Below are 19,326 nucleotides of genomic sequence, written 5' to 3'. Positions count from 1 at the left end.
GCGGGGCGCGTCAGAGGCCGCGCGCCTCCGCCTCGGCCACCGCGAGCTCGGCCATCCGGTAAATCGCCTCGCGGCTCGCCGCGACCGCGATGAAGCGGCCGTTATGGCAGAATTTCGCGCCCGCAACACCGCAGGCCGCCTCGAGATCGGCATCAATCAGCCCCGCCCAGGCGGCGGGCAGATCGGCGCGCAGCTCGAAACCGTCCTCCACGAGCGAGATGCCGCGCAGGCTCCAATCCTTCTCGCGCGGGTTGATGACGAAGAGGATGTGATCGGCGCCCGAGCGGGTCAGAACGCCGTGGTAGGGCATGCCGCGCGGCAGTTCGAGCACCCGCCCCGCCCCGGTCGCGGCGATCGCGGCGCGCACCGCGGTCTCGGCGCGGCGCTTCTCCGCCCCGCGCGCAACCTGCGCCTCAAGGAGCATCCGCGCGACCTCCATCGCGGTGACGAAACAGGCGTCCTCCGCCACCGGGCCATCGGCATCAAAGGGCGGGCGCAGCGATTCGAGCAGCACCGGCAGCATCAGCTCGCTCAGAAGCGGCCCCGAGGCCGAGGGGCTGAGCGCACCATTGTCCATCAGGTCGATCGGCAGGACGAAGCTCGCGTCGACCGCCTCCTGCACCGCCGCGATGTCAGCCTCGGGCACGCCCAGCGCGGCGAGATAGGCCGCGCCGAAGTGGCGCCAGATCAGCCCGAAGGAGCTGTAGGGCCGGCCATCGGGGCGCAGCGGCGCGGGGCGCTGGTGGTGGTCGAAAATCGCCGCCTCGGGGCGATAGTCGCGGCCGACGTCATAGATGATGCGGTCGGACGCGGGGGTGATCTCGGCGGGGTCGCGGCTGCGCAAGAGGCGCGCGCCCGGGTAGAGCCGGCGCAGCACCACGGTCGAAAAGAGCTCGTCGGCGTGGAAACTGCCGGAATGGGTCACGAGAAGGTCGGGCACGGGGACAAATTCGTTCATCAAATCGTCTTTCCTGTCGGCGTCGGCGCGGGCCAGCATCATGCATCCGACCGCAGGGCGGGGCTTGTCAACCGCGGCGCGCGCGGGGCCGCAACAGGGCGGCGGGGCGTTGCATCAAAGCCGCTCAAGGCCTTGGCATCGGCGGATATTTCGCCCCTCCCGCTGCGCTCACCAGCGCAGAAGCCGCACCCCCGCGAGCGCGCCGAGCGCGCCGAGCGCCGTCATGAGCGCGATCGCGAGCCCATAACAGGTGACGTAGAACATCGGCGAATCCTCGGTGCAATGGAGGCTGTAGCCCACCGTCGCGAGCGCGCCGACCGCAAGGCCGAGCAGCGCGCCGGTGCGCGCGGGGCGGGTGCTCGCGCCGCGCCGGAGCGCCCAGAGCCCCGCGCCGAGCGGGCCCGCCGAAATCAACGTGATCGAAAGGAGACAGGCCGCCGCCGTGCCGCCCATCAGCTCAACCGGCCGCGCGGCGGGCGCCAGCGCAAGCGCGCGGGCGCCAAAGAGCGCCGCCGCGAGCGCCGCGGGCGCGAGGAAAGGCCAGAGCGGCGCGCGCCCCTCGGGCCGGGTGGAGCGCCGCAAGAGCGGCAGCGCGAGGGCCGCGAGGCCAAGCGGCAGCAGGGTTTTCGCCGCGGTGAGCGGCACTGCGAGCGCCGCGCCCAGATCAAGCCGCAGCCCGAGCACGCCCAACACCGCCCCCATCCCGAGCGCGAGCGCCGCCGCGATGAGGCCCAAGAGCCCCCCCCCGCCGCAGCGGCTCCGGCGCCGGCGCCCGCCCGAGCGCGGCGATCAGCGCCTCCGTATCTTGCTGACTGGTCACGTTTTTTCCTTTCCACAATCTCGCCAAGCCGGCGCAGCGCGCGGTGCAGCGCGACCCGCGCCGCGCCTGCGCTCAGCCCCAGCCCGGCGCCCGCGGCCTCGGCGCTTTCGCCCTCGAGGGTGACCGCGCGCACAAGCGCGGCCGCGCGCGGGTCGATCTGGGCCAACAGCCGCTCGGCATCGCGCCCGGCGAGGGGCGGCGCGAGGCGGGTTTCCTCGAGGCTCTCGGCGAAGGGCTCGATCGGCACATGGATCGCTGCGCCCCGCCGCCGGCAGGCATCGATAAGTTTGTAGCGCGCGATCGCATGGACCCAGGGGCGCACCGGCGCGCCGGGCTGCCAGCTGTGGCGCTTGAGATGCAGCGCGAGCAGCACCTCCTGGAGCACATCTTCATGCTGATCGGGCGGCAGGCCGGCGCCGCGCGCGCGCAAGATCGTGCGGATCACCGGGCTCACCTCGCGCAGAAATTGCGCGAAGGCCGCGCCGTCGCCGCGATTGGCGCGGATCAAAAGCGCCTCCCAGCCGTCTTGCGCCATCGTCGCCGCCCCCTGCCCCGCTGCGGCGGCCGCTGCCGCCACCGGCGCGAGCTTAGCGCCGCGCCGGGGCGCCGGTCCAGCCTCGGGCGCGACCGCCAGCCTCATCGCGCCCGCTCGAGCCCGAGCAGGCGGTCGAGCGACCAGCCGCCGGGCCCGAAGGCAACCCCGGCGAGCAGCGCCGCGGCCCACAGCCCATGGGTGATCCAGGCCTCGGGGTAGACGAAGATCTCGATCACCGCGGTCATGCCGATCAGCCCGAGCGCGGCGAGGCGGCTCGCCAGCCCGAGGATCATCAGCGCCGGCAGCAGATGTTCCGCGCCAGTGGCGAGCACCGCCGCCACCGGCGCCGGCACGAGCGGCAGCGCATAGTCATTTTCGAAGAGATACCAAGTGCTTGGCTTGATCGTGAAGCCCTCGACCTTGGTCCGCCCCGAGGCCAGAAAGACGAGCGCGGGGAAGATCCGCAGCGCGAGCAGCACCGCGTTGCGCGGCAGCCGCTCGGCGCGGGCGTTGAAACGGGCAAGGAGGGTCAGCATGGCGGTTGGCTTTCGATGAGCGCGCCGCCGAGGTGGAGCTCGAGGAGCAGCGCGGTGGGATCGGTGGGCAGCGCCCGGGCGGCAGCCGCGGCAAGCGGCGCCCCCGCGGCCAGCGCCGCAAGGAAGCCCGCCTCGCCCGCCGTGATCGCGCGCACCGGCACCGAGAAATCCGCCCGCCGCCAGATCAGCGCGATCTGCCCGCCCGGGGGCAGCGCCGCGGGGGCGGCGCCGGGCTGGTTTTGCGCCCAGATCGCCACCGCGGGGGTGTCAAGCGCCAGCCACCGCAGCGCGGGATGGAGCCCGAGGCGCAGGGTCTCGGGATCGGCGCCGGCAAGGCGCGCCGGCGCGAGCGCGGCGGCATCGGGCGCGTGGAAGGCCTCGCCGCGCGCCCAGTCGATGCGGGCGACATCGGCGAGGTAGGGATACCCGGCGAGCGGCAGGAAGTGTTTGAGAAACATCGGGAATTCCGCACCCCATTCGTGCAGGACCGGGCTTTGCGGCGGGTGCCGGGCGATGAATTCGGCGGCGAGCGCGGCGAAGAACTCCGCACCGAGGAGCCGCTCGATCACCGCGAAACGCTGCGCGAGGGCGCGGGCGCGGGTGACGGCGGCGGTGTTGCGATAGACGGCGAAGCGGCGCGCGAGCCCCTCGGTCGTGGGCGCGCGCAGCCCCGCCGGCGGCGCGCCCGCCCCCGGCGCGAGCGCGCCGCCAAAGGCCGCAAGGGTCTCACGATGCCCGCGCATGGCGCCGCCCCTCCCCCGCCAGAATCGCCGCCGCGCGCCCCGCCTCCGCGGCGAGAACCGCCCAATCCGGCAGATCATTGCCCCATTCGATCAGCGTCGCGCAGGCGCCGATCCGCGCCACCGCCTCGGCGTAAAGCGCCCAGACCGGATCGGCGACCGGCGCGCCATGGGCATCGATCAGCAGCGGGCCTTCGGGCAGATCGTGCTGATCATGGCCGCCCAGATGGATCTCGCCCACCGCCGCGAGCGGGAAATCGGCGAGCATCGCCCAAGGGTCGGCGCGGTGGTTGATGGCGGAGACGTAGAGGTTGTTCACATCGAGCAGCAGCCCGCAGCCGGTGCGCCGCGCGATCTGGCGCAAGAACTCGGCCTCGGGGATGTCGGATTGCTCGAAGAGGAGGTAAGTCGATGGATTTTCAAGGAGAATCTGGCGGCCGAGCGCCTCCTGGAGGGTCTCGACATGGGCGCAGACGGTGGCGAGCGTCGCCTCGGTATAGGGCAGCGGCAGCAGGTCGTTGAGATAGGCGCCGCCGTGGCTCGACCAGGCGAGATGCTCGGAAAAGCTCGCGGGGGCGTAGCGGTCACACAGCGCGCGCAGCCGGGCGAGATGGGCGCGGTCGAGCGGCTCGGCGCCGCCGATCGAGAGCCCGACGCCATGGAAGGAGAGCGCGTAATCGGCGCGCAGCGCGGTGAGCTGGGCATGGGGCAGACCGCCCGCGCCGAGGTAGTTCTCGGCATGGACCTCGAAAAACGCGACCCGGCGCCGGTCGGCGCGGATGGCGGCGAAATGCTCGGGCTTGAAACCCAGCCCGACGGCGGGCGGCAGGGTCGGCTTGGCAAGAGGGGGCATGGCGGCCTCCGGGGTGAGAGCCGGCGCGGGCCGGCGGGGGCCCGCGCGCGAGCGCGCGGCAGGTTCGGTGAGAAGAGCCCGCGCGCGAGCGCGCGGCAGGTTTAGAGAAAAGAGCCCGCGCGCGGGGCGCGCGGGCGGGCGCCTCAGGAGGCCATGTCGCGATCAAGCGCGCTCAGCGCCCCATGGCGCGCCATGCCATCGGCGCCCGCGGGCAGCTCGATCTCGGTGCAGGTGCCCGCCGGCACGAGCTTCCAGGCATTGCCCTGATAATCGACCTTCGAGGTGCCCGCGCAGGTGGTGCCGGGGCCCGCGGCGCAATCATTCTGGCCCGCGAGCGCGACGCCGTAGCATTTCTCCATATCGGCGGCCTGCGCGGGCGCGGAGGCCATCGCGGCGAGGGCGCACAGAAGCGAGGCGCCGAGCGCGCGGGTCTTGGTGGCAGTCATATCCGGTCTCCCTTGGATTGTGGAAAGGCTCCAGCGGCCCTTCACAAAGCAATTCGCACGCGCGGGGGAGATCGTTACAGCGCTCACGCAAGCGTGATGGCGGCAGCGCCGCGCGTGGCGCCAAACCCTTGGCAGAAAACAAAAAGGCGCCCGAAGGCGCCCTTTCCAACGAACCGGGTCACGCCCGATCAATGCGTCCAGTTCGCGCGCCGGTCGGAGGCGAAGTTCTCGCCATAGCCGCGCGGGCGGATATTGGCGGCGCGCTTGTGGCCCTCGGTCACGGTATAGTCGATGCCGTGCTCCTTGGCATAGGCCTCGGCGGCCTCGCGGCTCTCGAATTTCAGGCGGACCTGGCTTTGGGTATCGTCCGAGCTCGTCCAGCCCATCAGCGGGTCGATCTCACGCGCCGAGGCGGGGGCGAAATCCAGATACCAGATCTTCGTCTTGGCCTGGCCGGATTGCATGGCGTTGCGGGCCGGCTGATAGATACGCGCGCGCATGGGAACCTCCTCGGATGTTGGGTCTTTCTTAGACAATCGGGGCAAAAGCGCAAGACCCTAGCGCGGCCAAACGCCTCGGAGCGGGCGGGATTTCCGGCCCCGGCGGGGCGGGAGCGCTCAAAGGGGGGAGGTTGGTTGCCGGCCGGGCTTGGGGAGCGAGGGGTGGGGTGGTGCTCCGGCCGGCAACCTGATTGCTGCTTGCATGAACAATATGCGAACATTCGCCCGAAAAAGCAAGAGAAAAAATCAAATAACGCTCTGTTTTGATTTATAAAATTGGCGCGAACTCTTCATCTTTTCTTAACAGATACAACAACCCCTTGAAAGAGAACGAAAACAGATCAAGTCTAGGGGGCCCGGAGGTCGCGCGCGATGCCGCATAACAACACCAATCTGCCCACGGAACGGCCCGACGTTCTGACCCGCCCCAAGCTCGAGGGCGGCAAACGCTTCGTGATGAAGAGCGAGTTTGCCCCCGCGGGCGACCAGCCGACGGCGATTGCGGAGATTTCCGCGGCGGTTCTGGGGGGGGAGAGGAATCAGGTGCTGCTCGGCGCGACCGGCACCGGCAAGACCTTCACCATGGCCAAGGTGATCGAAGAGACCCAGCGCCCGGCGATCATCCTCGCGCCCAACAAGACGCTCGCGGCGCAATTATACGGCGAATTCAAGGGCTTCTTCCCCGACAACGCGGTCGAGTATTTCGTCAGCTACTACGATTACTACCAGCCCGAGGCCTATGTCGCGCGCACCGATACCTATATCGAGAAGGAATCGATGATCAACGAACAGATCGACCGGATGCGCCACTCGGCCACCCGGGCGCTTCTGGAACGCGACGATGTGATCATCGTGGCCTCGGTGAGCTGCATCTACGGTATCGGCTCGGTCGAGACCTATTCGGCGATGACCCAGGACATGACGGTCGGCGGGCTCTACGAGCAGCGCAAGTTCCTCTCCGACCTCGTCGCGCAGCAATACAAACGCCTCGACGCCGCCTTCCAGCGCGGCAGCTTCCGCGTCAAGGGCGATACGGTCGACCTTTGGCCCGCCCACCTCGAAGACCGCGCCTGGCGCTTCAGCTTCTTCGGCGAAGAGCTTGAAGGGATTACCGAATTCGACCCGCTGACCGGCGCGAAGACCGATACGTTCGAGCAGATCCGGATCTATGCGAACAGCCACTACGTCACCCCGCGCCCGACCCTGCAACAGGCGATCAAGCAGATCCGCGTGGAGCTCGCCCAGCAGCTCAAGCTGTTCAACGCCGAGGGCAAGCTGCTCGAGGCGCAGCGGCTCGAGCAGCGCACGAATTTCGACCTCGAGATGCTCGAGGCGACCGGCGTGTGCAACGGGATCGAGAATTATTCGCGCTATCTGACCGGGCGCGCGCCCGGTGAGCCGCCGCCCACGCTCTTCGAGTTCATCCCCGATCATGCCATTGTTTTCGCGGACGAATCCCACGTCACCGTGCCGCAGATCGGCGGCATGTATCGCGGCGACTACCGGCGGAAATTCACGCTCGCGGAACATGGCTTCCGGCTGCCCAGCTGCATGGATAACCGCCCGCTCAAATTCGAGGAATGGGACGCGATGCGCCCGCAATCGGTCTTCGTCTCGGCCACCCCGGCGGCCTGGGAGATGGAGCAGGCGGGCGGCGTCTTCACCGAACAGGTGATCCGCCCCACCGGCCTGCTCGACCCCGAGGTCGAGATCCGGCCCGTCGAGACCCAGGTCGACGATCTGCTCGACGAGATCCGCAAGGTGGCGGCGCGCGGGCTGCGGGTCTTGTGCACCACGCTGACCAAGCGCATGGCCGAGGATCTGACCGAATATCTGCATGAACAGGGCATCCGCGTGCGCTACATGCATTCCGACATCGACACGATCGAGCGCATCGAGATCCTGCGCGATCTGCGGCTCGGGGCGTTTGACGTGCTGATCGGGATCAACCTGCTCCGCGAGGGGCTCGACATCCCCGAATGTGGGCTTGTCGCGATTCTCGATGCCGACAAGGAGGGCTTCCTGCGCTCGGAGACCTCGCTGATCCAGACCATCGGCCGCGCCGCGCGCAACGCCGACGGGCGGGTGATCATGTATGCCGACAAGATCACCGGCTCGATGGAGCGCGCGCTCGCTGAAACCAACCGCCGCCGCGCCAAGCAGATGGCCTATAACGAGGCCCATGGCATCACGCCGCAGACCGTGCGCAAGAATGTCGACGATGTGCTCTCGGGTCTGTGGCAGGGCGACACCGATATGGCGCGCGTCACTGCGAAGGTTGAAAAAGTGCAAGTCGGGGCCAATCTGAGCGCCCATCTCGACAGTCTGAGGTTGCAAATGCGCAAGGCCGCCGAGAACCTCGAGTTCGAGGAAGCGGCCCGGATGCGCGATGAGATCAAGCGGCTGGAGGCGGTGGAGCTCGCTGTGGCCGATGATCCGATGGCGCGGCAGGAGGATGTGGCGCAGGCCGCCGAGGAGGCCGTGGCCTCGGTGCGCGGCCGCTCGACCGCCGGGCGCCCGGGCCAGCGCGGCGGCGTCAAACGCCCCCGCAAGCGCTGAGCCGCGCCTCAGCTTCGCCCGCCAAGCCCCCTGCCCGCTTGCATTCTTTCGCCCCTTGGCCGATCCTGCGCCGAAAAGAGGCAGGCATGGAACACGCATCGCTCGAGGCATTTCTGAAGGACGGCGCCGAGGCTCTCGCCAAGGGCCCGGTCGCGATCATCCTGATCGAGGATCTGGTCGAGGTGGAAAGCACGATCCGCCACCATCTTCTGGCTGGCTTCCGCACGCTCCTCGCGCTCGGCCCCGAGGGGCTCACCCTGCCCGAGGATCTGGCGGCAAAGGTCCATCTGATCCCGTTCAACATGCTCGCCCCGGGCGCGCTCACCGCCGCGCTCAACCCGATCATCGCCGCGACGCCCCCCGCGACCTGGATGTATTACTGTTTCAACACGGAATATCTGTTCTTCCCGTTTTGCGAGACCCGCAATGTGCGCGAGCTTCTGGCCTTCCACACCGAGGAGCGGCGCGACGCGATGCTGACCTATGTGGTCGATCTCTACGCCGCCGATCTCGAGGCGCGGCCCAATGCGGTCGATCTCGAGGATGCGATGCTCGACCGGGCGGGCTATTACGCGCTCGCCCGCCCGGACCCGGCCAACAACGGCCATCCGAAGGAGCGCCAGCTCGATTTCTTCGGCGGGCTGCGCTGGCGGTTTGAGGAACATATCCCCGCCGCGCGGCGCAAGATCGACCGGATTGCGCTCTTCCGGGCGCAAAAGGGGCTCGAGCTGCGCCCCGATCACACCTTTTCGATCGAGGAATACAACACCTACGCCTGCCCGTGGCACCATAACCTGACGGCGGCGATCGTGTCTTTCCGGGTGGCGAAGGCGCTGCGCTACAACCCCGGCTCGCGCTATGATGTGACGAATTTTCGCTGGCACAATTCGGTGCCGTTCAGCTGGTCGAGCCAGCAGCTGATGGATCTGGGGCTGATGGAGCCCGGCCAGTGGTTCTGAGCCTCAGCCCTCCTCGCCGCGCGAGGCGGGCGGGAAACGCGCGAGATTGAGCTCGATCCACCGGGTCAGCGCCTCGACCCGCTCGGCGAGGTCATGGCCGAGCGGTGTGAGCGCATAATCGACATGCGGCGGCACCACCGGATGCGAGGTGCGGGTGACGAGCCCGTGGCCGGCGAGGTCTTGCAGCGTGCGCGCGAGCATCCGCTCGCTGATCCCGCCGATCCCCCGGCGCAGCTCGGAAAACCGCATCTCGCCCCGGCGCAGCGCCACGAGGCACAGCACCGCCCAGCGCGTCGTCGTCTGGCGCAAGATCGCCCGCGAGGGGCAGAGCTCGGCCAGCACATCGCCGCGCAGGAGCGCCGCGCCGATCGGGTCGGGGGGGAGATCGTCGTCGAGCATCGGGGCCTCCAAAACTAACAAAGATGTGCGTACTTACTTTTTGTTAGCCGGTCAAATAGCTTTGTCTCATAAAGACAAGGAGACCCCTGATGATTACCGTCACCGGCGCCAGCGGCCAGCTTGGCCGCCTCGTTCTGGCAGAGCTTCTCGCGCGCCTGCCCGCCGATCAGATCACCGCGATGGTGCGCGACCCGGCGAAACTGTCCGATCTCGCCGGCACCGGGCTGCGCATCGTTCAGGGCGATTACAACGCCCCCGAGACGCTCGCCCCCGCGCTTGCGGGGACCGACCGGCTGCTGATCATCTCGGGCAATGAATTTGGCCGCCGAGTTGAGCAATATCAAGCCCTTGTGGCCGCGGCGCGGGCCGCGGACGTCGGCTATATCGCCTATACCTCGATCCTGCGGGCGAGCGAGAACCCGATGTATCTGGCGCAAGATCACCGCGCCGCCGAGGGGCTGATCGCGGCGACCGGCCTGCCCCATGCGTTCCTGCGCAACGGCTGGTATAGCGAGAATTACGCGGGCTCGATCGCGCAGGGCGCGGGCACCGGCGGGTTCATCGGCGCCTCGGGCGCGGGCCGGATCGCGGGCGCCGCGCGCGCCGATTACGCGGCCGCCGCGGCCAAGGTGATCGCCGAGGGGCTGACCGGCACCTATGAGCTCGGCGGGCCGGCCTATACGATGGAGGATCTCGCCGCCACGATCGGCGCGGTGGCGGGCCGCGCGGTCAGCTATCAGAACCTCACCCCTGAAGAGTTCACCGCGGCGCTGATCGGCGTCGGCCTGCCCGAGGGCTTTGCGCAGGTTTTGGGCGACAGCGACCGTTTCGCGGCCGAGGGCTGGCTCGATACCGGCTCGACCCAGCTTGCCGAGCTGATCGGGCGCCCGGTGACGCCGCTGGCCGAGGTGGTGAAAGCCGTTCTCGGCTGAGCCTCAGCGCGCCCGGATCGCGGCGGAGAAATCCGCCGCCTCCCCCGCGCTTTGGGCGCGCGGCGTGATCAGCGCCGCCGCCTCGCGCGCGGCCAACGCCCCCTCGCCGCCCAAAATCCCGAGGCTTTCGAGATAGGCCGGCAGCTCGCCCGAGGCCACGATCCGCCAATCGGGGCGCAACCCCGGCCAGAGCCGCTTTGCCAGATGATAGACCACGGTCGTGCAATTCGCGGTCAAGGTGTTGTAAAACTGCGGTTCTTCCTCGAGCCTCCGGGCGAGGTCGAGATAGGCGAGAAAGAGCGCGCGCCGCGCCTCGGGGGAGAGGATGACGGGGTAGAGCCGCACCTCCTCCTTGCGGAAATTGGTGCGCAGCTTGACGATATCGCGCTCGGTCGCGCCGATCAGGACGAGCTCGAACTGCCGGAAGAAGCCGCCGATTTCGTTGAACGCCTCGCCTTCCTCGCGGCGGATCTCGACCGAGAAGACGACATGTTCGCCGCCCTTGAAACCGAAGCTGACGAGGAGATGCGCGATCAGCGGGTTCGACCAGACCGAGGTGATCATGTCGGTGCTCTCGAGGTCGGCGAGGTCATAGCGCCGGGTGATCCAGCGCGGGGTGGCGGCCTCGGGCGAGGTCCAGTCGAAATCGCGCAGGTTCGAGAGCGTAACCCGCTCGCCCGCCACACGCGCGACGACCCCGCGCGAGACATCGAGCGCCCAATCGCGGTCTTGGCGCGGCGTAATCCCTTGATACCAAAAGAGAAGTGAGAGCCAAGCGGCCACCAGCGCGGCCCAGCCAAAGCGCGCGCCCAGGCGGCGAAGCCCCGCCGCGGCGAGAAGCGCGATCCCGAGCGCGGCCCAGGCGCCAAGCCGCGCCGGGCCCGCAAACTGCACCCAGAGCGCGCCCGCGCCCCAGGCCGCGGCGGCGAGCCAGGCGCCCCAAAAGGCGGCCCGTTCGGCCAAAGCCCTCACCGCGCGAGCCCCGCAAGATAGCGCGACACCGCCGCCGCGCGGGTGCGCGCGCGCGCCAGCGCCACGGCCGGTGTGACCGGCTCAAACCGGATCGCGGCGCCGGGGCGCAGTTGCGCAAAGCCGTCGAGCGCGCCATCGAGCACCGTCGCAATCCGGGGGTAACCGCCCGTCGTCTGGTGATCGGCGGTCAGCACCGAGGCCACGCCATCGCCCGACACCTGCACCGCGCCGCGCAGGATCGGCCCCGAGGGCATGTCGAGCGCCGCCGCGATCGGCAGGGCGGGCCCGGCGAGGCGGGTGCCCATCCGGTCGCGGGCGGGGGTGATGCGCCAGCGGGCGGTTTTGAAAATCTCGAGCGTTTCCAAGGAGAAGCATCCCTCCTGCGGGCCGATGGTCACGGGCAGGCGCGGGGTCGGCCGGGCGAGCACCGGGCAGGGAAAGGGCCCCTCGGCGCGGCCAGGCGCGGCCGGCGCGCCGATCTCGAAGACCGCGCCCGCGGCAACCGCGCCGCCGCCCAGCCCCGAGGCCCAATGGGTCGCCGCCGAGCCAAGCCAGCGCGGCGCCACCAGCCCGCCCGCGACCGCAAGATAGGCCCAGCTCCCCCAGGGCCCGGGCCGCAGCGTCAGCGGCGCGCCGGGCGCAAGCGTGAGCACCTGCCAGCCGCCGGTTTCGCGCGCGCCGTGGCGCAGCAGAAACCCGCCCCCCGCCACCGCCACGCGCAGGGCCGCGCCCTCGGCCTCGACCGTCAGCCCGCCGAGCGAGACCTCGATCGCGGCCGCGGTTGCGGGGTTGCCGAGCGCGCGGTTCGCGGCGGCAAAGGCGAGCCGGTCGAGCGGGCCCGATTGCGGCACGCCGAAGCGCGCAAAGCCCGGCCGGCCCGGGTCTTGCACCGAGACGAGCGGCCCGGCGGCGCGAACATGCAGGCGCGGGGCGCTCATCGCGCGGCCCCGCGCGCGTCGAATTCGGCGCGGGTGAGGCGGGTGAAGCGCACCGCCTCGCCCACCTCGAAGAGGAAGGGCCGCGCCGGGTCATCGGTCAGGATCTGTGTCGGCGAGCGCCCGATGATCCACCAGCCGGTCGGCATTTTCAGCGTCGAAACAAGGCATTGCGGCCCGGCGATCAAGACGCTGCCGGCCGGGATATCGCGCCGCGCCGTCGTTTTGCGCGGCAATTGTAAGGCTTGCGGCACGCCTGCGAGATAGGCGTAACCCGGCGCAAAGCCATACATGTAGACGCGATACTCCCCCGCCAGATGCGCCGCGATCACCGCCTCGGGCGGCATCCCGGTGCGGGCGGCGACCTCGGCCAGATCGGGGGCGAGCTCGCCCTCATAGCAGACCTCGACCTCGCGCGCGGGGGCGGCCGCGCGGGCCGCGGGCGGGGCGGCGCCGAGGCGCGCGCGCGCGGCGGCCTCGACCGCGGCGTGATCGGTCACGAGGGGGTCAAACCGGATCAGAAGGCCCGCATAGGCCGGCACGGCCTCGATCACCCCCGCGGGCGGATCGGCGGCGAGTGCCGCATCGAGCGCGAGCACGCGGGCATGGATCGCCTCGGCGATCTCGGCGCCGAATTCGACCAAAAGACCGTGTTCGGCCAGCGCGCGAAACCGCGGAAAGCCCATTTCAGCCCCCCCTTTCAGCCCCCGAGGAACGGCGCGATCACCACGCCCGCCTCTTCCAGCCGGGCGCGGACCGCGCGCGCCATCGCCAGCGCGCCGGGGCCATCGCCATGGATACAGACCGAATGCGCCGCAAGCCGCAGCCCGCCGCCGCCCACCACCGGCATCTCGCCGCTCTCGAGGAAGGCCAGGAGCCGCGCGGCGGCCGCCTCCGGGTCATCAAGCAACGCGCCCGGCGCCCCGCGCGCCACGAGGCGGCCATCGGCGCGGTAGCCGCGGTCGGCGAAAATCTCGGAATAGGTCTCGAGCCCGGCGGCGCGCGCCACCCCCTCGAGCACGCTCCCCGAGATCGCCAGAACCGCGAGCGCGCCGGGCTGTGAGGCCACCGCCGCCACGATCGCCTCGGCCACCGCGCGGTCCTCGGCGGCGAGATTGGCGAGCGCGCCATGGGGTTTGACATAGCGGATCTCGGCCCCGGCCAGCGCCGCAACCCCCGCGAGCGCCCCGATCTGCGCCGCCACCATCCGCCCCACCGCCGCCGGCGCCATCGGGATCACCCGGCGGCCAAAGCCCTCGCGGTCGGCGTAGCCCGGATGCGCGCCGATCACCACGCCGCGCGCCGCCGCCGCGGCCAGCGTCTCGGCCATCACCTCCGGGTCGCCCGCATGGCCGCCACAGGCGATATTGGCCGAGCTGACGAGACCCAGCAGCGCCGCGTCATCGCCGATCCGCCACGGGCCAAAGCCCTCGCCAAGATCCGAATTCAGGTCGATGCGCATCCGATGCCCCCCGTTCTTCGCCCCTTGATACCGCCAAAGCGCGCGCCGCGCGAGGCCGGATCAGATCAGATCCTCGGGGTAACCGTCGGCGCGGAGGCCATTTTCCGCCACCCAATCGGCGCAGCCCTGCCCGACCGCCGCCGAGACCGCCCGCCCGATCGCCTCGCCGAGCGCGGTATGGAGCCCCGCAAAGGCCCCCTCCCCCGCCGGCGCCGCCAGCGCCAGACAATCGGTGCCGGTGCCCAGCGCCGCGCGGCCATCGGCCAAGGTCACGCCCGAGGCCAGAACCGTCGCCGCCCGCGCGCTCGCCGCGATCGAGAGCGCCTCGAGGAGCGCGGTGTCGGTCAGCCCCTCGGAGAGGCGCAGCGCGATGTTGATCGTGCCGGGGGCGGGCGCGGTCTCGGGGCGGCGGGTGGGCCGGCGGGGCCCCAGCGCCTCGGCATTGCCAAGGCCGACGGTGGCGAGGCACTCGACCGTGACGCCGCCCACCTCGGCCCGCGCCGCCCGCCAGGTGCCGATATCGCGCGCGGTCAGCATCGCGACCGAGGCGCTGAGCCCCGCGCGCGCCAATTCGCCCGCAAACCAGGCGGAAAAATCCATCCCCTCGGGCAGATCGGCGTTTTTCACCTCGCGCCAGACGAGGGTTTGCGCGGTCACGAAGCCGGGGTTGTGGGGGGCGAAGCTCAGCACGCGATGGGGCGCGCCGAGATCGGCCACGAGCCAGGGCCGGGTGAGGCGGGGGGCGAGCAGGCCGGTCATCGCGCGATCACCCCCTCGGGCAGCAGCATCAGCCCCTCGGGGGTCGCGACGCGGGTGCAGCGGATGCCGAAGACCTCGGCGAGAAGCGCATCGGTGAGCACCGCGGCGGGCGCGCCATCGGCGACGAGGCGGCCCCGGTGGAGCACGATCAGCCGCGTGCAGAAGCGCGCGGCGAGGCTCAGATCATGGAGCGAGGCGAGCACGCCGCGCCCCTCGGCGGCGAGGGCCGCGAGCAGGCCCATGGTGCGGATCGCCTGCGCGGGGTCGAGGCCCGCGAGGGGCTCATCGGCGAGGATCAGCGGGGTATCTTGCGCGAGCGCGCGGGCGAGGAGCACGCGCGCCTGCTCGCCGCCCGAAAGCGCGTTGGCTTGGCGCGCGGCGAGGGGGGCGAGATCGAGCCGGGCTAGCGCCGCGGCGACGCTCGGGTGGGTCTCGGGGCGGCCACGCGCGGCGGCGCCGAGGCCGACGAGATGGGCCACGCTGACCGGCCAGACGATCTCGCGCGCTTGCGGCAGCCAGGCCGCGCGGGCGGCCCGCGCGGCGGGGGAGAGCGCGGCAAGCGCGCTCGTGCCCGAGGCGCCGATCAGGCCGAGCGCCGCGCGCATCAGCGTGGTCTTGCCCGCGCCATTGGGGCCGATCAGCCCCACACATTCGCCCGGCTCAAGGCGCAGCGACAGCGGCGCGAGCACCACCTCCCCCGCCCGCCGCACGGAGAGATTTTCAAGCGACATCAAGCTCATGGCTGGCCCCGCATGCGCCAGATCAGATGCAGGAAGACCGGCGCGCCGACCAGCGCGAGGAGCACGCCGAGCTTCAGATCGCGCCCGGGCAGCACCAGCCGCACCGCGATATCGGCCGCCAGAACCAGCGCCGCGCCGCCGAGCGCCGAGGCCGGCAAAAGCCGCGCAGGCCGCCCGCCCACCGCCCGGCGCAGCAGATGCGGCACCACGAGCCCGACAAAGCCCACCGTGCCCGCCACCGCCGTCGCAGCACCCACCGCCGCCGCCACCCCCGCGACCAGCGTCAGCCGCAGCCGCCCGAGATCGACCCCCATGCTGATCGCGGCATCCTCGCCCAGGGTCAGCGCCTCAAGCCCGCGGCCGGTGCGCGCAATCAGCGCCCAGCCAAGCGCCATCACCGGGCCCGCAAGCGCCACATGGGCAAAGGAGCGATCGGCGAGCGAGCCCATCATCCAGAAGACAATCTCGTTTGCCGCGAAGGGGTTGGGCGAGAGGTTGAGGACCAGCGCGGTGGCCGCCGAGGCCAGCGCCGAGAGCGCGACGCCCGCGAGGATCAGCCCGAGCGTGCCGCCGCCCCGCCCCGCAAGGCCAAGCATCAGCGCCACGCCCAGCGCCGCGCCGGTGAGCGCGGCGAGCGGCAGCGCCAGCGCGAAGGCCGCGACGAGCCCGGTCTGGATCGCGAGCACGGCACCGAGCCCCGCCGCGCCCGAGACCCCGATCAGCCCGGGCTCGGCCAGCGGGTTGCGCATCAGCCCCTGCAGCGCCGCGCCGGAGAGGCCAAGGCTCGCGCCGACGAGGACGCCCAGGATCGCGCGCGGCAGGCGGATCTCGCGCATCACGAGCGTGAGCGGCCCCTCGGGAAGAAACAGCGCGCGCAGGCTCTCGCCCGGGCCCGCCGCCGCCACCCCGGTCAGGAGCGAGCCCACGAAGAGCGCCGCGACCAGCGCCCCGAGCAGGGCCAGAAGACGGGGATAGCTCATCGTGCCTCCTCCGGCGGGGCGGCGCGCATCAGCCGCTCGACCGCGTCGAGCACCGAGGGCAGCCCGCAGATCCAGTCGTGATCCTCGACGACCGCGCTGGCGCCGCTCAGCGCGGCCAGCGCGGGGTGGTCGAGCACCTCCTCGGAGCGCGAGGCGCCCGGCTGGCGCGCGCCGCGGATCACGAGATCGGGGTCGGCCATCACCAGCGCCTCGAGCGGCAGCATGCCGCCGTAGGGAAAGCCGAGATCGCCCGCGATCGGGCGATAGCCCGCGGTTTCGATGATCTCGCCGGCGAGCGTCTCGGCGCCCGAGGTATAGCCGTTGGCCTCATAGGTGGCCGCGGTCGGGCGGCGCGCGGGCGCGGGCGCGGCGGCGCGGATCGCGGCAAGGCGCGCGTCAAAGGCCGCGAGCTCGGCCGCGGCGGCCTCCTCGCGCCCAAGTGCGGCGCCCATCTTCTCGATCCCGTCGCGCAGCGCCTCGAGGCTGTCGGCGGGGTCGAAGATCACCACAGTCACCCCGAGCCGGGTCAGCATCTCGACGCTCGCGCGCGCGGTGTAGCGCCCGGCCAGCACGAGATCGGGGTGGAGCAGATAGACCTCCTCGGCGAGGCCCTGGTTGACCGGCCAGGCCTTGGCCGCCTCGGCCATGGCGGAGGAGCGCGGATCACGCGCGAGCATCGAGACCGAGACGAGCTGGCCCGGCGCGGCGAGGCGCATGGCGAGCTGATCGGTGCACAGGTTGATCGAGACGACGCGCGCGGGCGGCGTTGTGGGCGGCGCGGCCAGCCCCGCGCCGCACGGCAGGGTGGCCAGCGCCAGCGCGAGGCCGCCCGCCCGGATCACCATTTCACGCCAAGCCCGAGATAGGCGGTGCGTTCCTGGCCGTAATAGCCCCAGCTTTCGGAATAATCCGCGTCAAAGAGGTTCACGACGCGGCCGGTCAGCTCGAGCTGATCGGTGAGCTGATAGCGCGCGGCGAGGCTCACGGTGGTGAAGGCGGGCAGCTCGGTCACCGCCGGCGTCCAGGAGCCCGTCCACCATTCGGCATCGTGGCTGCCCGCGACATGGCGCAGATCGGCGCTGACCGAGCCGCGCCCGCCGAAGGTCTGGGCGGTGGCATGAACGCCGATCTCATGGCGCGGGCGGCGGGTGAGCGGGGTGCCGTCGGCGGCCTTCGCCTCGGTATAGGTATAATCGAGGCCGAGATCGACGCCCGGGGTCAGCGCATAGCCGAGCGCGAGCTCGACGCCCTGACGGCGGCTCGTGCCCGCGACATTGACCGAGGTCGCGCCCGCGCCCTGGATCAGGTTGTCGACATCATCGCGGAAGAGCGTCACCCCCAGCGTGCCGCGCCCGCCCGCAAAGCCGAGATCGGCGCCGATCTCGCGGCTCAGGCTCTCCTCGGGCTTGAGGTTCGGGTTGCCGGTGTAAAAGCCCGGCGCGAAGCCGAATTGCTCGAACATCGTCGGGTTGACGATCGCCCGGCCGAGCGAGGCGCGCAGCTTCAGATCCTGCCCCGGCACCAGATAGGCGGCCGACAGGTTCCACGACGTGCCATCCTCGAAGACATCGTTGAAATCGCGGCGCAAACCGGCCTGCAGATCAAGGCCATTGGCGAGCTTGCCCTGATATTCGAGCCCTGCCGCGCGGGTGTTGCGCGCGAAAGTGCCCCCCGGCGCCCAGGAGGAGCGATAGGTCTCGCGCTCGGCCTCGAGCGAGAAGTTGAGCTTGTGCGCGGCGCTGTCGAGATCGGCGGTATCGAGCGCCACCGAGCCCGTGACTTTCGCCGCGCGCTGGGTCGCGGCATCGTCGTCGCTGTAGAAACCGCCGACCGAATTGGTGCGATCCTGGTCCATCGCCGAGAGCGTCAGCCGGTTCACCATCCGCCCGCCGAGCACCTCGCCCTCGACCCAGAGCGCGCCGAAGGTCTGGTTCAGCCGCGAGCTGCTGTCGCTGTCGATCACATAGTCGTCGGGGCTCGCGACGCCGACCCAGGAGGTCTCGTCATAGCCGAAATCCTGCCAGACGCGGCGCAGGCTGGCGCCGGCCTTCAGCGTCTCGGTGAGCGCCACATCGCCCTTGAGCGAGAGCGTGGTGGTGTCGTTGTATTCGGTATCGCCGCCCGGGCTGCGCGAGGCATCCTCGCCATCGGTCGCGCGGGTCTCGAGCGAGACCGCAAGCCCGCCGCGCGCGCCGCGGGTGGTGGCCCAGACCGAGGTCGCGGCGCTGCCCTGCCCGCCGATCTCGGTGCGCGCGCCGCCGCTCTGGCCCTCGGCCTCGGCGCCGCGGGTCACGATCGAGATCACGCCCGACATCGCATTGGCGCCGTAGAGGGTCGATTGCGGGCCGCGCAGCACCTCGATGCGCGCGACATCGGCGAGCCCGAAGCCGGTCAGCAGGTAATCGCCCGTGCCCGAGCTGTTCGCCTCGACCCCGTCGATCAGCACGAGCACATGGTTCGACTCGCCCCCACGCAGCCGGATCTGGGTATAGCCCGGCCCGCTCGAGGCGACCGCAACCCCCGGCAGCCCCGAGAGCGCCTGCGCCAGATCGGTGACCCCGCGCGCCTCGATCTGCTCGGCGGTGACGACGCTATAGGCGCGGCCGTAGGATTTCGCCTCGACCGGGAACATCGCGCCGGAGATCAGGATATCGTCGAGCGCGGTCACATCTTGCGCGAGAACGGGCGCCACGGGCGCGGCGAGGCAGCTTGCGCTGAGCAGGAGGCGGCGGGTAAAATGCCGATAAATCATAGTCTTGTCCCCGGATACGGGCGCGCGGCCCGGCGGTCGGTCTCTGCCCGGAAACCGGGCGGCGAAGTCACCGCTGCGGGGCAAGCCGCTCCCGTGGCGCGCCCCGCGCCGGGGAAGGGTGAGCTCCAAGCAGGTCTCCTGGCTCACGGGTCTGGGCTCGGCCGGCCTTCCCGGGGGGCTCCCCAGTGGCATGATCGACGTCGCTCGCCGCTGACAGTTGCGGGGGCAGCCGCGGCTGACGGGCAAGCCCGCTCCGCGTTCCCTTTTCATCCGGCGGGGCCGGAACTTGGATGGCGCCATCTCGCAAAGGGCCACGGGGCCTGTCAAGGCCGGAAAGCGCCACAATAGAAGGCCCGAGCGACCTGCGCGGCCAGATCGGCCGCCGCGGCGGGCCGGACTCACGGGCCGCTCACGGCCGCGCGAGGGGGCTGGTCAGGAACTTTCCATCGCCCGGCAATATCTCGAATTTCGCTTTCCACCCCCGCCCGC

The 19,326-nt window shown here is 71.0% G+C and carries 20 protein-coding genes, 1 pseudogene and 1 riboswitch; of the genes and pseudogenes, 3 read left to right on the top strand and 18 right to left on the bottom strand.

Translation table 11 applies throughout. The annotated features are described in order from the left end of the window. Positions 1 to 10 precede the first annotated feature (10 nt). From LPB142_RS05820 to LPB142_RS05790, 8 genes and pseudogenes are all read right to left on the bottom strand, one after another. On the bottom strand, positions 11 to 958 hold the full coding sequence (locus LPB142_RS05820; RefSeq protein WP_071167145.1) for an MYG1 family protein: 948 nt from the start codon (positions 956 to 958) through the stop codon (positions 11 to 13). 168 nt (positions 959 to 1,126) lie between these two features. Next, positions 1,127 to 1,693 carry an NrsF family protein gene (locus tag LPB142_RS05815; protein WP_083392604.1) on the bottom strand — a complete coding sequence of 189 codons (567 nt, stop codon included), beginning with the start codon at positions 1,691 to 1,693 and terminating at the stop codon, positions 1,127 to 1,129. 404 nt (positions 1,694 to 2,097) lie between these two features. Next, positions 2,098 to 2,313, bottom strand: a pseudogene (locus LPB142_RS19520) (sigma-70 family RNA polymerase sigma factor); the annotation flags it as partial. Between the two features lie 101 nt (positions 2,314 to 2,414). Then, positions 2,415 to 2,849, bottom strand: a complete 435-nt coding sequence (locus LPB142_RS05810) for a DoxX family protein (protein WP_071165792.1) — start codon at positions 2,847 to 2,849, stop codon at positions 2,415 to 2,417. Then, positions 2,843 to 3,592 (bottom strand): HvfC/BufC N-terminal domain-containing protein, encoded by a 750-nt coding sequence (locus LPB142_RS05805; RefSeq protein WP_071165791.1) that lies wholly within the window; start codon positions 3,590 to 3,592, stop codon positions 2,843 to 2,845. Before LPB142_RS05805 ends, LPB142_RS05810 begins: the two co-directional genes overlap by 7 nt. Next, the gene (bufB, locus tag LPB142_RS05800; protein ID WP_071165790.1) at positions 3,576 to 4,442 is read right to left on the bottom strand and encodes an MNIO family bufferin maturase; all 867 of its coding nucleotides are present in this window, start codon (positions 4,440 to 4,442) and stop codon (positions 3,576 to 3,578) included. The genes LPB142_RS05805 and bufB overlap by 17 nt, the downstream gene beginning before the upstream one ends. Before the next feature lie 143 nt (positions 4,443 to 4,585). Next, entirely contained in the window at positions 4,586 to 4,888 is a 303-nt protein-coding gene (locus tag LPB142_RS05795; protein ID WP_068767466.1) for a BufA1 family periplasmic bufferin-type metallophore, read from the bottom strand. Positions 4,889 to 5,076: 188 nt separating this feature from the next. Beyond that, entirely contained in the window at positions 5,077 to 5,388 is a 312-nt protein-coding gene (locus LPB142_RS05790; protein WP_068767467.1) for an ETC complex I subunit, read from the bottom strand. 372 nt (positions 5,389 to 5,760) lie between these two features. On the opposite strand from LPB142_RS05790, the gene uvrB reads away from it, so the two are divergent. Beyond that, entirely contained in the window at positions 5,761 to 7,947 is a 2,187-nt protein-coding gene (gene uvrB, locus LPB142_RS05785; protein WP_068767468.1) for an excinuclease ABC subunit UvrB, read from the top strand. Positions 7,948 to 8,033: 86 nt separating this feature from the next. Beyond that, positions 8,034 to 8,906: a hypothetical protein gene (locus LPB142_RS05780; protein WP_071165789.1), complete on the top strand. Its 873-nt coding sequence runs from the start codon at positions 8,034 to 8,036 to the stop codon at positions 8,904 to 8,906. A 3-nt stretch (positions 8,907 to 8,909) separates the two neighbouring features. Here LPB142_RS05780 and LPB142_RS05775 read toward each other — a convergent pair whose 3' ends face one another. Continuing rightward, positions 8,910 to 9,305: a winged helix-turn-helix transcriptional regulator gene (locus LPB142_RS05775; RefSeq protein WP_071165788.1), complete on the bottom strand. Its 396-nt coding sequence runs from the start codon at positions 9,303 to 9,305 to the stop codon at positions 8,910 to 8,912. Between the two features lie 89 nt (positions 9,306 to 9,394). Here LPB142_RS05775 and LPB142_RS05770 point away from each other — a divergent pair, with 89 nt between their 5' ends. Continuing rightward, the gene (locus LPB142_RS05770) at positions 9,395 to 10,237 is read left to right on the top strand and encodes an NAD(P)H-binding protein (protein ID WP_071165787.1); all 843 of its coding nucleotides are present in this window, start codon (positions 9,395 to 9,397) and stop codon (positions 10,235 to 10,237) included. 3 nt (positions 10,238 to 10,240) lie between these two features. Here LPB142_RS05770 and LPB142_RS05765 read toward each other — a convergent pair whose 3' ends face one another. From LPB142_RS05765 to LPB142_RS05725, 9 genes are read right to left on the bottom strand one after another with little or no spacing between them, the layout of a single operon-like run. Continuing rightward, positions 10,241 to 11,200 carry an Lnb N-terminal periplasmic domain-containing protein gene (locus tag LPB142_RS05765; protein ID WP_071165786.1) on the bottom strand — a complete coding sequence of 320 codons (960 nt, stop codon included), beginning with the start codon at positions 11,198 to 11,200 and terminating at the stop codon, positions 10,241 to 10,243. A gap of 5 nt (positions 11,201 to 11,205) precedes the next feature. Next, positions 11,206 to 12,147 carry a 5-oxoprolinase subunit C family protein gene (locus LPB142_RS05760; protein ID WP_071165785.1) on the bottom strand — a complete coding sequence of 314 codons (942 nt, stop codon included), beginning with the start codon at positions 12,145 to 12,147 and terminating at the stop codon, positions 11,206 to 11,208. Then, positions 12,144 to 12,830 carry a 5-oxoprolinase subunit B family protein gene (locus LPB142_RS05755; protein WP_071165784.1) on the bottom strand — a complete coding sequence of 229 codons (687 nt, stop codon included), beginning with the start codon at positions 12,828 to 12,830 and terminating at the stop codon, positions 12,144 to 12,146. Before LPB142_RS05755 ends, LPB142_RS05760 begins: the two co-directional genes overlap by 4 nt. A 14-nt stretch (positions 12,831 to 12,844) precedes the next feature. Next, positions 12,845 to 13,606 carry a LamB/YcsF family protein gene (locus LPB142_RS05750; RefSeq protein WP_071165783.1) on the bottom strand — a complete coding sequence of 254 codons (762 nt, stop codon included), beginning with the start codon at positions 13,604 to 13,606 and terminating at the stop codon, positions 12,845 to 12,847. A gap of 60 nt (positions 13,607 to 13,666) precedes the next feature. After that, positions 13,667 to 14,365: an adenosylcobinamide amidohydrolase gene (locus LPB142_RS05745; RefSeq protein ID WP_156894321.1), complete on the bottom strand. Its 699-nt coding sequence runs from the start codon at positions 14,363 to 14,365 to the stop codon at positions 13,667 to 13,669. Beyond that, on the bottom strand, positions 14,362 to 15,105 hold the full coding sequence (locus LPB142_RS05740; RefSeq protein ID WP_071165782.1) for an ABC transporter ATP-binding protein: 744 nt from the start codon (positions 15,103 to 15,105) through the stop codon (positions 14,362 to 14,364). Before LPB142_RS05740 ends, LPB142_RS05745 begins: the two co-directional genes overlap by 4 nt. Then, positions 15,102 to 16,085 carry a FecCD family ABC transporter permease gene (locus tag LPB142_RS05735; RefSeq protein WP_071165781.1) on the bottom strand — a complete coding sequence of 328 codons (984 nt, stop codon included), beginning with the start codon at positions 16,083 to 16,085 and terminating at the stop codon, positions 15,102 to 15,104. The genes LPB142_RS05740 and LPB142_RS05735 overlap by 4 nt, the downstream gene beginning before the upstream one ends. Beyond that, complete coding sequence (locus LPB142_RS05730) at positions 16,082 to 16,930, bottom strand: ABC transporter substrate-binding protein (RefSeq protein ID WP_071165780.1); 849 nt, start codon at positions 16,928 to 16,930, stop codon at positions 16,082 to 16,084. The genes LPB142_RS05735 and LPB142_RS05730 overlap by 4 nt, the downstream gene beginning before the upstream one ends. Next, positions 16,924 to 18,837, bottom strand: coding sequence for a TonB-dependent receptor plug domain-containing protein (locus LPB142_RS05725; protein WP_071165779.1), 1,914 nt, complete (start codon positions 18,835 to 18,837; stop codon positions 16,924 to 16,926). The genes LPB142_RS05730 and LPB142_RS05725 overlap by 7 nt, the downstream gene beginning before the upstream one ends. A gap of 111 nt (positions 18,838 to 18,948) precedes the next feature. Then, positions 18,949 to 19,142, bottom strand: a riboswitch (cobalamin riboswitch). Positions 19,143 to 19,326: the final 184 nt, after the last annotated feature.

The organism is Rhodobacter xanthinilyticus, assembly GCF_001856665.1.
GTDB lineage: Bacteria > Pseudomonadota > Alphaproteobacteria > Rhodobacterales > Rhodobacteraceae > Rhodobacter > Rhodobacter xanthinilyticus.
This window is presented reverse-complemented; position numbering and strand designations above follow the sequence as displayed.

Coding starts and splice junctions, on each gene's coding strand:
- LPB142_RS05805 (WP_071165791.1), bottom strand. CDS start 3,592: ATGCGCGGGCATCGTGAGACCCTTGCGGCCTTTGGCGGCGCGCTCGCG.
- LPB142_RS05810 (WP_071165792.1), bottom strand. CDS start 2,849: ATGCTGACCCTCCTTGCCCGTTTCAACGCCCGCGCCGAGCGGCTGCCG.
- LPB142_RS05790 (WP_068767467.1), bottom strand. CDS start 5,388: ATGCGCGCGCGTATCTATCAGCCGGCCCGCAACGCCATGCAATCCGGC.
- LPB142_RS05730 (WP_071165780.1), bottom strand. CDS start 16,930: ATGGTGATCCGGGCGGGCGGCCTCGCGCTGGCGCTGGCCACCCTGCCG.
- LPB142_RS05725 (WP_071165779.1), bottom strand. CDS start 18,837: ATGATTTATCGGCATTTTACCCGCCGCCTCCTGCTCAGCGCAAGCTGC.
- LPB142_RS05740 (WP_071165782.1), bottom strand. CDS start 15,105: ATGAGCTTGATGTCGCTTGAAAATCTCTCCGTGCGGCGGGCGGGGGAG.
- LPB142_RS05775 (WP_071165788.1), bottom strand. CDS start 9,305: ATGCTCGACGACGATCTCCCCCCCGACCCGATCGGCGCGGCGCTCCTG.
- LPB142_RS05780 (WP_071165789.1), top strand. CDS start 8,034: ATGGAACACGCATCGCTCGAGGCATTTCTGAAGGACGGCGCCGAGGCT.
- LPB142_RS05735 (WP_071165781.1), bottom strand. CDS start 16,085: ATGAGCTATCCCCGTCTTCTGGCCCTGCTCGGGGCGCTGGTCGCGGCG.
- uvrB (WP_068767468.1), top strand. CDS start 5,761: ATGCCGCATAACAACACCAATCTGCCCACGGAACGGCCCGACGTTCTG.
- LPB142_RS05755 (WP_071165784.1), bottom strand. CDS start 12,830: ATGGGCTTTCCGCGGTTTCGCGCGCTGGCCGAACACGGTCTTTTGGTC.
- LPB142_RS05795 (WP_068767466.1), bottom strand. CDS start 4,888: ATGACTGCCACCAAGACCCGCGCGCTCGGCGCCTCGCTTCTGTGCGCC.
- LPB142_RS05820 (WP_071167145.1), bottom strand. CDS start 958: ATGAACGAATTTGTCCCCGTGCCCGACCTTCTCGTGACCCATTCCGGC.
- LPB142_RS05770 (WP_071165787.1), top strand. CDS start 9,395: ATGATTACCGTCACCGGCGCCAGCGGCCAGCTTGGCCGCCTCGTTCTG.
- LPB142_RS05745 (WP_156894321.1), bottom strand. CDS start 14,365: ATGACCGGCCTGCTCGCCCCCCGCCTCACCCGGCCCTGGCTCGTGGCC.
- LPB142_RS05750 (WP_071165783.1), bottom strand. CDS start 13,606: ATGCGCATCGACCTGAATTCGGATCTTGGCGAGGGCTTTGGCCCGTGG.
- LPB142_RS05760 (WP_071165785.1), bottom strand. CDS start 12,147: ATGAGCGCCCCGCGCCTGCATGTTCGCGCCGCCGGGCCGCTCGTCTCG.
- bufB (WP_071165790.1), bottom strand. CDS start 4,442: ATGCCCCCTCTTGCCAAGCCGACCCTGCCGCCCGCCGTCGGGCTGGGT.